Annotated in this window: 15 protein-coding genes; 9 read left to right on the forward strand and 6 right to left on the reverse strand. The window is 71.8% G+C overall.

The features are described 5' to 3' along the window. Positions 1–24: 24 nt before the first annotated feature. Positions 25–1,215, forward strand: a complete 1,191-nt coding sequence (locus EV385_RS14410; protein WP_130509941.1) for a glycosyltransferase family 4 protein — start codon at positions 25–27, stop codon at positions 1,213–1,215. A 6-nt stretch (positions 1,216–1,221) separates the two neighbouring features. On the opposite strand, the gene EV385_RS14415 is transcribed toward EV385_RS14410, so the two are convergent. From EV385_RS14415 to EV385_RS14430, 4 genes are read right to left on the reverse strand one after another with little or no spacing between them, the layout of a single operon-like run. Then, positions 1,222–1,968, reverse strand: a complete 747-nt coding sequence (locus EV385_RS14415; protein ID WP_130509942.1) for a CDP-alcohol phosphatidyltransferase family protein — start codon at positions 1,966–1,968, stop codon at positions 1,222–1,224. Next, positions 1,943–3,004 carry an iron-containing alcohol dehydrogenase family protein gene (locus tag EV385_RS14420; RefSeq protein ID WP_130509943.1) on the reverse strand — a complete coding sequence of 354 codons (1,062 nt, stop codon included), beginning with the start codon at positions 3,002–3,004 and terminating at the stop codon, positions 1,943–1,945. Before EV385_RS14420 ends, EV385_RS14415 begins: the two co-directional genes overlap by 26 nt. Beyond that, positions 2,992–3,723 carry a phosphocholine cytidylyltransferase family protein gene (locus EV385_RS14425; RefSeq protein ID WP_130509944.1) on the reverse strand — a complete coding sequence of 244 codons (732 nt, stop codon included), beginning with the start codon at positions 3,721–3,723 and terminating at the stop codon, positions 2,992–2,994. The genes EV385_RS14420 and EV385_RS14425 overlap by 13 nt, the downstream gene beginning before the upstream one ends. 48 nt (positions 3,724–3,771) lie before the next feature. Continuing rightward, entirely contained in the window at positions 3,772–3,990 is a 219-nt protein-coding gene (locus EV385_RS14430) for a hypothetical protein (protein ID WP_242624877.1), read from the reverse strand. 38 nt (positions 3,991–4,028) lie between these two features. On the opposite strand from EV385_RS14430, the gene EV385_RS14435 reads away from it, so the two are divergent. The 3 genes from EV385_RS14435 (at position 4,029) to eccB (ending at position 7,958) form a co-directional block, all read left to right on the forward strand. Next, on the forward strand, positions 4,029–5,123 hold the full coding sequence (locus tag EV385_RS14435) for an aminotransferase-like domain-containing protein (RefSeq protein WP_130509945.1): 1,095 nt from the start codon (positions 4,029–4,031) through the stop codon (positions 5,121–5,123). Positions 5,124–5,295: 172 nt separating this feature from the next. Continuing rightward, on the forward strand, positions 5,296–6,441 hold the full coding sequence (locus EV385_RS14440; protein ID WP_130509946.1) for a magnesium and cobalt transport protein CorA: 1,146 nt from the start codon (positions 5,296–5,298) through the stop codon (positions 6,439–6,441). Between the two features lie 98 nt (positions 6,442–6,539). Continuing rightward, positions 6,540–7,958 carry a type VII secretion protein EccB gene (eccB, locus tag EV385_RS14445; RefSeq protein ID WP_130509947.1) on the forward strand — a complete coding sequence of 473 codons (1,419 nt, stop codon included), beginning with the start codon at positions 6,540–6,542 and terminating at the stop codon, positions 7,956–7,958. 15 nt (positions 7,959–7,973) lie between these two features. Here eccB and EV385_RS14450 read toward each other — a convergent pair whose 3' ends face one another. Further along, positions 7,974–8,621 carry a hypothetical protein gene (locus tag EV385_RS14450; RefSeq protein WP_207229829.1) on the reverse strand — a complete coding sequence of 216 codons (648 nt, stop codon included), beginning with the start codon at positions 8,619–8,621 and terminating at the stop codon, positions 7,974–7,976. A 127-nt stretch (positions 8,622–8,748) separates the two neighbouring features. Here EV385_RS14450 and EV385_RS14455 point away from each other — a divergent pair, with 127 nt between their 5' ends. Both EV385_RS14455 and EV385_RS14460 read left to right on the forward strand, forming a co-directional pair. Continuing rightward, a complete protein-coding gene (locus tag EV385_RS14455; protein WP_130509948.1) occupies positions 8,749–9,279 on the forward strand; it encodes a peptidylprolyl isomerase in 531 nt (176 codons plus the stop codon). A 27-nt stretch (positions 9,280–9,306) separates the two neighbouring features. Then, positions 9,307–10,218, forward strand: a complete 912-nt coding sequence (locus EV385_RS14460) for a rhomboid family intramembrane serine protease (protein WP_130509949.1) — start codon at positions 9,307–9,309, stop codon at positions 10,216–10,218. Here the strand turns inward: EV385_RS14460 and EV385_RS14465 are convergent. Further along, a complete protein-coding gene (locus EV385_RS14465; protein WP_130509950.1) occupies positions 10,194–10,634 on the reverse strand; it encodes a PH domain-containing protein in 441 nt (146 codons plus the stop codon). The two genes, EV385_RS14460 and EV385_RS14465, sit on opposite strands and share 25 nt — an antisense overlap. Positions 10,635–10,670: 36 nt before the next feature. Here EV385_RS14465 and EV385_RS14470 point away from each other — a divergent pair, with 36 nt between their 5' ends. The 3 genes from EV385_RS14470 to EV385_RS14480 all read left to right on the forward strand — a co-directional run bounded on the left by EV385_RS14470 (position 10,671) and on the right by EV385_RS14480 (position 14,257). After that, positions 10,671–11,801: an acetyl-CoA C-acyltransferase gene (locus EV385_RS14470; RefSeq protein ID WP_130509951.1), complete on the forward strand. Its 1,131-nt coding sequence runs from the start codon at positions 10,671–10,673 to the stop codon at positions 11,799–11,801. Positions 11,802–11,859: 58 nt separating this feature from the next. After that, positions 11,860–12,330 carry a hypothetical protein gene (locus EV385_RS14475; RefSeq protein WP_130509952.1) on the forward strand — a complete coding sequence of 157 codons (471 nt, stop codon included), beginning with the start codon at positions 11,860–11,862 and terminating at the stop codon, positions 12,328–12,330. Between the two features lie 178 nt (positions 12,331–12,508). After that, positions 12,509–14,257 carry a S8 family serine peptidase gene (locus EV385_RS14480; protein WP_130509953.1) on the forward strand — a complete coding sequence of 583 codons (1,749 nt, stop codon included), beginning with the start codon at positions 12,509–12,511 and terminating at the stop codon, positions 14,255–14,257. The last annotated feature ends 7 nt before the right edge of the window (positions 14,258–14,264 follow it).

A 14,264-nucleotide genomic window follows, 5' to 3' on the forward strand; every position in this document is an offset into this window, starting at 1 on the left:
CCTCCGAATGTAGCGTCTACCCCCGTGAAGGTCGTGGTAGCGCACAACCGGTACCGGGAAGCGATCCCGTCGGGCGAGAACGTCATCGTCGACACGGAGATGGCGCAGCTCAGCGCGGCCGGGGTGCAGGTGCTGCCGTTCCAGCGCAGCTCCGACTCGATCGGGGCGCTGCCCGCCGCACAGAAGGCGCTGCTGCCGGTGTCGCCGATCTACGGGCGGGCCGCGCAGCGGGACCTGGCCGCGCTGCTGGCCGAGCACCACCCGGACGTGCTGCACCTGCACAACCCGTACCCGTTGCTGTCGCCGTGGGTGGTGCGGACCGCGCACGCGCACGGCGTGCCGGTGGTGCAGACGGTCCACAACTACCGCCAGGTGTGCTCGTCGGGGCTGTACTTCCGGGACGGGCACAACTGCACCGACTGCCGGGGCAAGGTGATCGGCTGGCCCGCCGTCCGGCACCGCTGCTACCGGGGCTCGGCGGCGCAGAGCGCCATCCTGGCCACCGCGCTGGCGGTGCACCGCCCGACGTGGCGTTCCGTGGACCGCTACATCGCCCTGACCGACCGGATCGCCGACCACCTGCGCGACTACGGCATCGCCGAGCGGCAGATCGTGGTGAAACCCAACGGCCTGCCGGACCCGGGCGAGCCCGATCCGCTGGGCGACGGTTTTCTGTACGCCGCCCGGCTGTCCCCGGAGAAGGGACTCGGGCTGCTGCTGGACGCCTGGCGGCGGCATCCGGACGGGGCGCTGGGCGAGCTGCGCATCGCGGGCGACGGGGAGCTGCGGCCACTGGCCGAGCGGGCCGCCACGGAGCGCGGCGACGTCACGTACCTGGGGGTGCTGGACCGGGCCGGGATGGTCGCGGCCCGGCGTGCGGCCGCGGTGATCGTGGCGGTCCCGACCTGGAACGACGTGCTGCCGACCGTGATCCTGGAGGCCATGGCGGCGGGCCGGCCGGTGCTGGGCACGACCGTGGGCGGGATCCCGTACCTGTTGGGGGCCGGGCAGCCGGGACCGGCGGCGGGTTGGGCGGTGGCGCCGGAGGCGGCCGCGCTGGCGGCCGCGTTGCCGACCGCCCGCGCGCAGGCGGCGGCCCTGGCTGCGGACGCCCGTAAGCGCTACGTCCAGGAGTTCCATCCGGACGTGCTGACCCCCCGGCTGATCGAGATCTACCGCGACGTGGCGGCGAGCTCCGGCCGGGCCCGGGAGTGAGCGGAGTCAGCCGCGCAGGGCGGCCCGGCCGCTGAACGCGATGCTGGCGGCCAGGAACGCGCCGTTGATCAGGGTGAACGCGGCGATCAGCCAGACCGTCCACTGCGGCGCCACGGTGAGCACCACGCCCGCCAGGGCGATCACGGCGCCGAAGTCGCGGACCAGCTTGACCACCCGGACCGGCAGCGACGTGCTGGTCACCATGCTGGCCGCCTGCGGGCCGGACTGCATGACCGAGGTGACCAGGTTGACCATCCAGGTGCCCGCGAACGCGGCCAGCAGCCAGGCGGGCGTCTCGGGGACCTGCGCCGCGGCGGTCGCGGCGAGCGCGGAGACCAGGGCGATCTGCGCGGCGACGTCGCACAGGACGTCGACCCGCGCCCCGGCCGCGCTGGTCTGCCCGGTCACCCGGGCGAGCTGCCCGTCCGCACAGTCCAATGCGTACGCGGCCTGCCAGCCGAGCAGGGCGAGCAGGCCGATGGGCCACGCCCACACCTGGTCGGTGGCGACCCGGTGTGCCGCGGCGACCACCACGAACGACACCAGGCAGCTCAGCCCCAGGTTCCCGGCCGTGAGCACGGTCGGGGCGAGGCGGCGCTTGTGCGCGGCCACCGCGATGTGCGCGCCCAGCCGCTGGCTGACCGCCTCGCTGAACAGCCCGCCGCCCCGGTTGACCGCGTAGTAGTCCGCCACGGTGGGTGCCGTGGCCGGGGGGGTGCGCGTGGGGTCAGCGCTGTGCGAGGGCGTCGTCATAATCGGCCAGCTTCCGGCGGATCTCGTCGGTCGACAGTGCCAGGTGTTCCAGGATCGTGTACCGGTCGGGGCGGGTCCGCGGGGCGAACTCGACGACCTCCACGAAGCGGTCCGCCTCCAGACCCACGTCCGAGGGGGTACGGGGCAGCCCGTGCCGGGCCAGGCACTGCGCCATCTGGGCGAAGCGCCGCTCGTCGCCGCGCAGGAACGTGCAGAACAGCGCGCCCAGCCCGGCCAGTTCCCCGTGTGAGCCGGTGCCCGGGAACAGCGTGTCCGTGGCGTGCACGATCTCGTGGCAGCCGCCACTGCAGGGGCGGCTGCTGCCGCACACCGCCATGGCCAGGCCGCTGGAGATCAGCGACTCGGCGAGGACGGTGACGAACCCGTCGTCGTTCATGTCCCCCGGATGGGTGAGCACCGCCTCGGCGCCCATCCGGGCCAGCGAGGCGGCCAGCCCGTCGAACGGTTCGCCGCGCACCTCGCGGCCCAGGTCCCAGTCCGCGAGGGCGCTGATGTTGCTGATCACGTCGCCGATGCCGGCCCGGTTGACCCGTTCCTGGCCGTTCTCCACGAAGTCCAGGTCGACGATCACCGCGTACGGGATGTGCACGCCGTACGAGCCCTTGATGCCGTCGTGGACGAGGCTGGCGACGGGGGAGGCGATGCCGTCGTTGGCGAGGCTGGTGGCCACGGACACCATCGGCATGCCCCACCGGTTGGCGGCGTACTTGGCCGCGTCGATGGTCTTGCCGCCGCCGATGCCGACCACCGCGTCGTACGAGCGGGTGCGCAGCTTCGCGGCCAGCTCCAGCGCGGCGTCCACCGTGCCGCCCGCGGTGGTGTAGACGTCCGCGGAGCCCAGCGACGGGCGGATCAGGTCCGCGATGCCTTCGCCCTGGCCGGGGCCGACCACCACCGCCACGTCGCCGCCCGCCGAGATCCGCCCGTCGGCCAGGATGTGGCCGAGGTCGGCGACGGCGCCACGGCGTACGTGGATGTGCAGTGGGGTCTGCACACTGCGGGCTAGTAGCGGCATGCGATCTCCCGCGCCCGGGCCAGGTCATCGTGGTTGTCGACCTCGACCCACTCGACCTCGCCGATGGTGGCCGCGCGCACCTCGCCACCGCGGTTGGCGTACTCCTGGTAGCCGTCCTCGTAGTAGAGGTCGGGGTTGCGCTCCCAGGTGGCCTTGAGCGCGTCGGCCAGGGCCCCGGCGGCCTCGGCCTCGATGATCGTGGCGCCGATGTACTCGCCGAACGCCTCGGCCGGGTCCATCAGCTTGGTGATCCTGGTGAGCTGACCCTCGGGCGAGAAGACGGTCTTCATCTCCTCGTCGGCCAGCTTCTTGACGTTGTCGATCGCCAGCAGGATGCCCGGCCCGCGGTTGGCCAGCAGGGTCTGCTCGACGCTGACCGGGTGCACCGTGTCGCCGTTGACCAGCAGCGCGCCCTGGGCGAACTGGTCGCGGGCCAGCCACAGCGAGTATGCGTTGTTCCACTCCTCGGCCTTGTCGTTGTGCACGAGGGTGAGCTTCACGCCGTACTTCTGCTCGAAGGCGTCCTTGCGCTCCTCGACCGCGTTCGCGCAGTAGCCGACCACGACCGTGACGTCGGTCAGGCCCGCCGCCGCGAGGTTGCGCAGCGAGATGTCCATGATCGTGGTCTCCCCGTCCACGGGGACGAGCGCCTTCGGCAGCGTGTCGGTGTACGGGCGCAGCCTGCGCCCGGCGCCGGCGGCGAGTACCAGACCGATCATGGGGTTCCTTCCACAGCAGGGGTGTCGAACGACGAGGATAGCGGCGTGTCAGCTACCGAGCGTAGCCAGCACCGCGAATCCGTCCTCGGCGATACGCCTGACCATTCCGTCGTCCACCTGCCGATTCTCGTCGAGAACGGCGAGTTCGCCAGGCCCCGACCGGCTTCGGGAAAAGCTTTCGCTGCGGGGACCTTTTCGGAAAGAAAAATCGGCCGTCGTTGCCCACGACGACAGCACCGGCGACACGAAGCGGTGGGGTCCGGGCACGGGAAAATTGTATAGAGCGGCCTCGTAAGCTGAGCGGTATGACCGCTGAGCAGCTGATCTCCTTTGCCCGTGGCGCCCCCTCCTTGGACATCGTCGATGTCGAGGGGCTCAAAGCCGCGGCCGTCCGCGCGTTCGACGCCGATCCGGCCGGGGTGACCGCGTACGGCACGTCGGTCGGCTACCTGCCGCTGCGAAAGTGGATCGCGGACAAGCACGGTGTCGCCCCGGAGCAGGTGATCGTCACCAACGGTTCGCTGCAGGCGGACGCATTCCTCTTCAACCACCTGGTCACCTCCGGCGACGAGGTCGTGGTGGAGAAGCCGACGTACGACCGGACGCTGCTGAACCTGCAGAACCTGGGTGCCAAGGTGCACCAGGTGACGATCGAGCCGGACGGCATCGACGTCGACGAGCTGCGCCGCCTGCTGGAGTCGGGGGTGCGCCCCAAGCTCGCCCACATCATCCCGAACTACCAGAACCCGGCCGGGGTGACGCTGTCGCTGGCGAAGCGCCACGCGCTGCTGGAGCTGGCCGCCGAGTACGGCTTCACGATCTTCGAGGACGACCCGTACGCGGACATCCGGTTCCGTGGCGAGGCGCTGCCGTCGATGCTGTCGCTGGACACCCGCGGGGTCGTCGTGCACGCCTGCAGCTTCACCAAGACGGTGTGCCCCGGCGTGCGGGTCGGTTACCTGGTCGGCCCGGCCGAGGTGATCGGCGCGATCGCCAAGAAGGCCACCAACCTGTATATCTCGCCCGGCATGGTGTCCGAGGCGATCGTGCACCAGTTCTGCGTGTCCGGTGACATCCAGCGCTCCATCGCGACCGTCAGCGCGGCGCTGGGCGAGCGGGCCCGGGTGCTGGCCGAGTCGATCCGTACGCACATCCCGGGCGCCACCTTCACCGAGCCCGACGGCGGCTACTTCCTCTGGGTGGACCTGCCCGCCGACGTCGACGTGGACAAGCTGTTCCCGGTGGCCAACGCGAAGGGCGTGGCGATCGTCAAGGGCAGCGACTTCCTGCTCGACGGCGGCCGGAACTCCGTGCGCCTGGCATTCTCGGCGGTCACGGTGGACCAGATCGACGAGGGCGTACGCCGCCTGGCCGCGGCGATCGCCGAAGTCCGCGGCTGAAATCCCCTCCGGCACCGGGTTGGGTTCGATCCTCCCGGGGCACGGACCAACTGAGCGGCCGCGCCGCCGCGTGAGCGGCGCGCGGCCCGCCCGGCTTCCACCGGCGCGTCCCGTTCCCGTCACCGGGCTGGCGTAGCCTCAGGCGGGCCGTCATGCGCGGAGGGGGAGGCTCATGAGCGAGGGCAGCGTGCGCCGGGTCAGGCAGACCGGCAACAACCGGTCACTGTCGAGAGCCTGGGCCGCCCCGGTGCGGGCGATGAACCGCTTCCTCGGCAGCACCGACTCCCCGGACCGCGGCGCCGAGCAGTGCCCGGACGACAGTGCGGTGGTCGACTGCGGCGTGTACGTCGACGGCAAGCGCGAGCCCGGCGAGTTCACCCCGAGCGCGGCACTGCGGTTGGCGCGCGCCCGCGACGACGCGTTCGTCTGGCTCGGCCTGCACCAGCCCTCGGACTCCGAGATGTCCGCGATCGCCCGCACGTACGGACTCCACGAGCTGGCGGTCGAGGACGCTGTCCAGGCCGAGCAGCGCCCGAAGCTGGAGCAGTTCGGCGACGTGCACGTCCTGGTGCTGCGCACGGCGCGGTACGTACCGCACAGCGAGCTGACCGAGAACTCCCAGATCGTCGAGACCGGTCAGATGATGGTCTTCGTCGGCGCGCAGTTCGTGATCACCGTGCGCCACGGCGACGCCTCCGAACTGGTCTCGGTCCGGGCCGGGCTGGAGACCGAGCGCGCCGGGCTGATGCAGCACGGCCCCTGGGCGGTCGCGTACGCGGTCACCGACCGGGTCGTCGACCTGTACCTGGAGGTCGCCGACCAGGTCGAGGCGGACCTCGACATCCTGGAGGAGCGGGTGTTCGCCCGCGGCAGCGGCAGCCCGATCCAGCAGATCTACCAGATGAAGCGGGAGCTGGTGGAGTTCCGCCGGGCCGTGGTGCCGCTGCAACGGCCGCTGGCCACGATCACCGCACCGCAGAGCCGGGTGGTGCCCAAGGAGATCCGCCGCTACTTCCGGGACGTGCACGACCACCTGACCCGTACGGTCGAGCAGGTCACGTCGTACGACGACCTGCTGAACTCGATCCTGCAGGCCCGGCTCGCCCAGGTGACCGTCGACCAGAACAACGACATGCGCAAGATCGCCGCGTGGGCCGGCATCGCGACCGTGTGGACCGCCGTCGCCGGCGTGTACGGCATGAACTTCGAACACATGCCCGAGACCCAGTGGCTGTACGGCTACCCGGTCGTGGTCTCGATCATGTTGCTCATCTCGGTGCTGCTGTACCGGGCGTTCCGCCGCAACGGCTGGCTGTGATCGGGGCTGTCCGGGCATGCCCTCGTGGCCCTCGCTGCGCTCGGTGCGCTCGGTCATGCGGCCCCCCACGGGACGCCGCGGCCCCCTAGAGTGGCCGGGTGCCGTCGCGTCAGGATCAGCTGCACTCGTACCAGTACTCGCTGCAACGGGTCGTTGCCGCGCTGGTCACGCACGACCCTGACCCGCACCGCTCCCCGCTGCGCCGGGCCGGCACGACCGCGCTGGTCAGCCTCGTCATCGCCGCGGTGGCTGTCGGCGCGGCGGCGGTCTACGGCCTGATCACCGGCCGCAGCAACGAGAACCCACGCAACGAGGCGGTCGTCTTCCTGGAGAAGGGCTCCGGGGCCCGGTACGTCTACCTCAAGGCGGACGACCAGCTGCATCCGGTGCTGAACTACGCCTCCGGCCTGCTCATCGCGAACTCGTCCGCGCCCGAGCTGAGGACCACCACGCGGAAGCGGCTGGCAGCGGTGCCGCTGGGCGCCCCGCTGGGCATTCCGGATGCCCCGGATTCCCTGCCCGACGCGGGCGACCTGCTCGTGCAGCCGTGGTCGATCTGCACCCAGCCGCCCGACGCCGCCGACAAGGGCCCGCGCAGCACCCTGCTGGTCGGCGACCGGCTGACCGGCGGCACGGTCGCCGCGTCGCCCGGCGCGGGCGGGCCGGCGCAGGGCCTGCTGGTACGCGACCCGGACGACCGCCTGTTCCTGGTGTCCGGCAACCGGCGTTTCCGCATCCCGCGCGACCGGGTCGACGTCACCCTCGGCGCGTTCGAATGGAGCGCCCGGCAGCGGTGGCCGGTGGCCCCGGCGTGGATCAACTCGATCCCGCTCGGCGCCGACATGCGGCCGCTGTCGATCGACGGCCGCGGCGAACGCTCCGGCGTGCCGGATGCCGAGATCGGCCGGCTGTTAACCGACGGCAAGCAGTGGAAGGTGGCGCTGGCCGACGGCGCGGCCCCGATCACCGAGGTGCAGGCCAAGCTGCTGCTGACCGTCGAGGGCACGACCCAGACGACCCTGGACGGGCCGGCGTTGATCAACCTGCCGCCGTCCGGCACCCGGCTCATCGACGCCGGTGACCCGAACGCGCTGCCGTCCACGCTGCCCGCCCTCACCGACCCGGCACGCAGTGCCTGCATGACGCTACCGCTGGGCGGCGACGGCACGGGCCTGCGGATCGATCCGAGTTTCCCCGCGGGCAGCCCGGCCAACGGCCCCGCGGCCGTGTCGGGCGGCGTCCAGGCCGACTGGGTGCACGTGGCCCGCGGCCGGGGCGCGGTCGTGATGTCGCAGGCATCCCCCACGGCGCCCGCGGGCTCCGGGACGGTGAGCATCGTGACCGACACCGGGCGCCGGTACCCGGTCACGAACCGTGAGGTGCTGGGCAAACTCGGCTACGGCGGGGTCTCGCCGCAGTCCGTGCCGGCCCAGCTGGTGGCGCTGCTGCCGCAAGGCCCGGCGCTGGACGTCACCCGCGCCCGGCAGACCGGATCGGGTGACGCCCAGGGCGGGTAGCCGCAGACCCTGGGGTCACGACTTCTGCTTGCCGCTGCGGGCCACCTCCGGGCCCTGCGGCAACGTGCCGTTCTGTCCCGCTGTGTCGCTCTTCTGGTCGGCCGTCGGGGTCCGGTCCGGGGTGACCGGGCCGGTCACGGGTTCGGCCGGCTCGAACGCGGCGTCGTCCGCCCCGCCGATCGATTCCACCGCGGCGGCCATCGTAAGGTCCGGGTCGTATTCGTCCCATTGCGCGGCCTTGCGCCGACGGGCCAGGTAGGCGGCGCCCGCCCCCACGGCCACGCCCGCCATCGCCAGCCCCATCAGCTTCGACCGACGGTTCTTGGGCTTGCGGGTCATCCGCCCGGCGCGCTTGCGCACGTCGCGCCCGCTCTTACGGGCCTTCTTCGAGCCGTCCCTACCGGTCTGCCACAGGCTCTCGCCCGCGGCCGCGACCAGCGGCGTCAGGGTCGCCACGGTGCTCTCCCAGCTGGTCGTGGCGGTGTCGCGCGCCCTGGACGCGGCGGGCTGGACCCGGTCCTTGGCGGCGGAGAGCTTCGGTCCCATGGTCGCGCTGGTCTCCTGCGCGGCAAGGGCGGCCGCGCGCTTGAAGTGCTCGACACCCAGGCCGAGTTCCTGCTTCATCGTCGCGTTCCGGCGCTTGCGGCGCATCGTTGCGAACACCAGTGCCCACCTCCTGAGGGTTATCTCTAGGCCATGTTGCCTTCCCAGGTACCCCCGCGCATCCGGATCTGACACATGGGGCAGGATCCGAATTACGAAACGAACTGTCCTACAAAGGGGAGTACCCGTGGCCCAGATGCTTTACGCCACTCTGCACACCAACCACGGCCCGATCCGGCTGCAGCTGTTCCCGGATCACGCGCCGGCGACCGTGCGCAACTTCGTGGAGCTCGCGGAGGGCACCAAGGAGTACACCGACCCGCGCACCGGCCAGAAGGGCAGCGGGCCGTACTACGACGGCACGATCTCGCACCGGGTCATCGCCAATTTCATGATCCAGATGGGTGACCCGACCGGCACCGGCCGGGGCGGCCCGGGCTACCAGTTCGGGGACGAGTTCCACCCCGAGCTGCACTTCGACCGGCCGTACCTGCTGGCGATGGCGAACGCGGGGCCGGGCACCAACGGCTCGCAGTTCTTCATCACGGTCTCGCCGACCCCGCACCTGAACCGGCGGCACACGATCTTCGGCCAGGTGGCCGACGAGCAGTCCGCCAAGGTCGTCGACTCCATCGCGACCACCGCGACGGGCCCGGGCGACCGGCCCCGCGAGGACGTCGTGATCGAGCGCGTCGAGATCGAGCGCGTCGAGGGCTGATTACCCCGTCCGGGTACCGTTGTGGGCATGAGTGACGTGCCCACGACGGTCCCGGTCTGCTACCGCCACCCGTCGCGGGAGACGTACGTCCGGTGCACGCGGTGTGAGCGGCCGATCTGCCCCGATTGCATGAACGAGGCGTCGGTCGGCCACCAGTGCCCGGACTGCGTCGCACAGGGCAGGCGCAGTCAACGGTCCGCCCGCACCGCTTTCGGCGGCCGCGTCAACCGCGGCTCCTGGGTGGTCACCCGGACCCTGATCGGCATCAACGCCGCCGTCATGGTCCTGTCCATCGCGACCGGCGGCGCCGGCGCCGTGGCCGGCGGTGGCATGGGCGGCCTGTTCGGCGGCGGCACTCCGCTCACCGAGTGGGGCGCAGTGCTCGGCTACGCGGTGTACGGCCCGGCCGGCGACCTCGCCGAGCACGGCGTCGCGGCCGGGGAGTGGTATCGCCTGATCACCGCGATGTTCCTGCACTACGGCGTGCTGCACCTGCTGATGAACATGTACGCCCTGTGGATCCTCGGGCGGGAGCTGGAACGGCTGCTCGGCTCGGGCCGCTTCGCGGCGCTGTACCTGATCTCGGGGCTCGGCGGCAACGTCGCGGCGTACGCGTTCTCCGAGCCGGGCCAGATGACGGCGGGCGCCTCGACGGCGGTGTTCGGCCTCATGTCGGCCTTCTTCGTCATCCTCAGACGGCTGAATCTGAGCGTCGCGCCGATCCTGCCGGTCATCGTCATCAACGTGGTCTTCACGTTCGCGGTGGCCGACGTCTCGGTCGCGGGCCATCTCGGCGGCCTCGCGACCGGTGCGGTCGTGGCCGCGATCTTGGCGTACGCGCCACGGGACCGGCGCACGATGATCCAGGTGGTCGGCTGCTCGCTGGTGGTGCTGGCGCTGCTCGCCCTGGCCCTCTACCGGACCGCCGTGCTGCTCTGACCCGCCGCGCCGGTACGCAGCGCGGCCAGCGCCTGCGCCACCTCGTCCGGCGGCGCGCCCAACTGGTGCTCGCTGAACAGGTACAGCGCGTCCCCGGCGTCCACCTCCAGCAGTTCGCTGCGCAGGCCGAGGCGCTGGCGGCGGTCCACCCGGACCCGTTCGATCGCCGCCCACTCCAGGCGGCGACGGCGCGCGAAGCCGGTGACCACGGTGACGCCGTCCGCGTCGGCTGCCAGCCGTGCCGGGGCGATCAGGTCGGACAGGGCCCAGCCGCACAGGCCCGCCGCCGTGGCCCCGGCCAGCACCCACCGCACCGGGTCGTCGCGGCCGAACGCCAGGACCAGCACGCACACGGCGACCGCGCCGAGCACCTTAGTGACCGGTAGGACGGGCTTCACATGCCAGTGCTGGGGCATGGTCCCACTATGACAGCCCGGCGTACCGTCGGCGGTATGCGTGATGCGGTGATCGTCGGGGCGGTGCGGACCCCGGTCGGCCGGCGGAACGGCGGGCTGTCGGAGATCCACCCGGTCGACCTGTCGGCCCATGTCCTGCGGGCCCTGGCCGAGCGCGGCGGCTTCAACCCGGCCGACGTCGAGGATGTGGTCTGGGGCTGCGTCTCGCAGGTCGGCGAGCAGTCGTGGAACGTGGCCCGCAACGCGGTGCTGGCCGCCGGATGGCCGGAGTCGGTGCCCGGCACGACCCTGGACCGCCAGTGCGGCTCCAGCCAGCAGGCGGTCCACTTCGCGGCCGCGACGGTGCTCAGCGGCCAGGCGGACCTGGTCGTGGCGGGCGGCGTGGAGTCCATGAGCCGGGTGCCGATGGGCTCCAGCGCCCTGGATCGCGATCCGTACGGCCCCGCGGTCCGCGCCCGCTACGGGGTGGACGGCTTCAACCAGGGCGTCGGCGCCGAGCTGATGGCCTCGCGGTGGGGCTTCACCCGGACCCAGCTCGACGAGTACGCGCTGGCCAGCCACGCCGCCGCCGCGAAGGCGCAGGACGCGGGGGAGTTCGACGTCGAAGTGGTGCCGGTCGGCGAGGTGACCCGGGACGAGGGGATCCGCCGCGACACGACGCTGGAGAAGCTGGCGGGTCTGAAGACCCCGTTCCGCGCCGACGGGGTGGTGACCGCCGGGTCCGCCTCGCAGATCTCCGACGGTGCGGCGGCGCTGGCGGTGACGACCTCGCGCTGGGCGGCCGCGCACGGCCTGCGCCCGCTGGCCCGCATCCACACCGCGGTGGTCGCCGCCGACGACCCGGTGATCATGCTGACCGCGCCCATCCCGGCCACCGCGAAGGCGTTGGAGCGGGCGGGACTCACCCTGGCCGACATCGGGGTGTACGAGGTGAACGAGGCGTTCGCGCCGGTGCCGCTGGCGTGGCTGGCGGAGACGGGCGCCGACGCGTCGCGGCTCAACCCGCGCGGCGGGGCGATCGCCCTCGGGCACCCGCTCGGCGCGTCCGGTGCCCGGATCATGACCACCATGCTGCACCACATGCGACAGTCCGAGATCCGGTACGGCCTGCAGACGATGTGCGAGGGCGGCGGAATGGCAAACGCCACTATCGTCGAGATTCTGTAATTCGGTATTCATTGGCAGGTGGCCGCAGCTTTGCCCGGGGGACGCCGTTAGACGCCACATGGACGTGTTCTCCCGAACGTTCCTTCCCGCCGCCGCGGAAGCCGGTGTCGCCATCCCCACCGTGAGCCGGCACATGCCGATCCTTCGCCGCTGCGTCGAATCCGACGACGCCACGGTCCTGGTCTCCCGCTGCCTGCGCCCCGAGCACGCCATGTCCGGCGACTTCCTGCTGCTGCTCACGTACCGCCGGCTGGTGGTCACGCAGGAGACCTGGGTGCTGCGCCGGCTGCGCCTGCACCTCAACGCGAACCTGCGCCATCTCAGCAACGTCACCTGGAACATCGATCTGCGCCGACACGCGGTCGACCTCGCGGCCACCGCGGTCGACGGCGTACGGGAACGCTTCCGCGTCCGGGTGGCCGAGCCGGACCACGTGTGGCGGGTGGAGTCCCTGCTGCGACACGTGTTCCGGGAACGCGCCGCGCAACCGGGCGGTGACCGCCCGGTCGCCGCCGCTGTCGGCGCGTAGTCAGTCGTTCCACGTGCGGTGCGAAAAGGCGCCTGTCCGAGCTGGACAGATATCGCTTCCGTCACCGTCGATCACAACGATCGCCCATTCCCGATAGAGTGCCCGCGCACCGTCGGCCTGGCGGGGCTCCAGGTCGGCACGGCTCAGCGTGCCGTGCGTACGGGGATAAAGGGCGACGATGCGGATTTATCGGACGGGGACGGCGCTGCTGGTTTCGGCGCTGGCGTGGGGAATCGGCGCAGCGGCGCCCGCGGCGAGCGCCGACCCGGGCGCGGTGCGCCTCGTCGTCGGGTTCCGTTCCGGCGACGGCCTCGAGGGGTCCGCCCACCGCCTCGCCGCGGCCGGGCTCCGGCTCAAGGGCACGCAGCGGCTGGCGGCGAAGTTGCGGGCCCGCACCCTCACCGTGCCGGCCGGCGACGCGGCCCGGATCAAGGCGAGGCTCCAGGCGGACGGCAACGTGGCGTTCGTCGAGGTGAGCCGCAAGTTCTCCAAGCTCGACGTGACCCCCGACGACCCCCGTTTCACCGGGCAGAGCGAGCTCGGGCAGATTCACGTACCCGCCGCGTGGGAGACCACGACGGGCGCCGCGGGCACCGTGGTCGCGGTCGTCGACACCGGTGTCACCCCCGTCGGTGACCTCGCCGGCGCGACGCTGCCGGGCTGGGACTTCGCGAACAACGACGCCGACCCGTCCGACGACGAGGGGCACGGCAGCGAGGTCGCCTCCGTCATCGCGGCACGCGGGAACAACGGCGCCGGGATCGCCGGTGTCTGCTGGCAGTGCCGGATTCTGCCGGTCAAGGTGCTGGACCACAAGGGCGAGGGCTTCGACGACAACATCGCCGACGGCATCGTGTACGCCGCGGACCACGGCGCGAAGGTGATCAACCTGTCGCTGGGTGCCCCGGGCGGCGCCAGCAGGCTGCTGCAGATGGCCACCGACTACGCCCGCGCGAAGGGCGCCGTGGTGATCGCCGCGGCGGGCAACGACGCGCTCCCGGAGATCAACTATCCGGCGGGTAACGCCGGGGTGCTCGCGGTCGGCGGCACCGACGCGGCCGGGAACCGGTTCGTGGTCAATGTCCCCGAGGCCGGCGACGTCGGCTCCAACTACGGTGCGAGCTGGGTCGACGTGGCCGCGCCGTTCTGTACGACCGCGCAGACCCGGACCGGCGGGTACGACACGTTCTGTGGCACCTCGGCCTCGACCCCGCTGGTGTCCGGTGTCGCCGCGCTCGTGAAGTCGCACGACCCGGCGGCCAACCTGTGGTCGGTGGAGCGCGCGCTGACCAGCACGGCGCAGCCGCTGTCCGACAACTGGCTCAGGTACGGCGAAGTCCGCGCCGACCGGGCCGTCCGGCTGCCGGTCGACCACACCGCGCCCACCGTCGGCGGCGCCACCCCCGCCAACAAGACCAAGTTCCGGGGCACCGTCACCGTCTCCGCGACGTCCGTGTCCGACAACGCCGGCGGTTCAGGCGTGGACCACGCCTCGCTGTACGCCGACGGCAAGTTCGTGGGTGCCGACTACAGCGCGCCGTTCTCGGTGAAGTACCGCAGCGGCAGCCGCAACGGCACGGTCAAGCTGCAGTGGAAGGTCTTCGACCGGGCCGGGAACGCGGCCACCTACAACCGCAACCTGGTCGCCGACAACCTGGCGCCGACCCTGAAGTGGAAGTCGGGGCCGGCGAACAACAAGAAGGTCAGGGGCAAGGTCACCGTCAAGGCCAGCGCCAGCGACGCCGGCAGCGGCATCCTGCGGGTGGAGCTGTGGATCAACGGCAAGCTCGCCAAGTCGGATGCCAAGGCGGGCTACTCGTTCGTGGTCAACACCGCCAAGTATGGCAAGAAGATCAAGGTGCAGCTGCGGGCGCGCGACAAGGTCGGCAACCTCCGATCCAGCAGTACGCGTACCTGGAAGCGCTGAGGTCCGG

It is taken from the genome of Krasilnikovia cinnamomea, from assembly GCF_004217545.1.
GTDB lineage: Bacteria > Actinomycetota > Actinomycetes > Mycobacteriales > Micromonosporaceae > Actinoplanes > Actinoplanes cinnamomeus.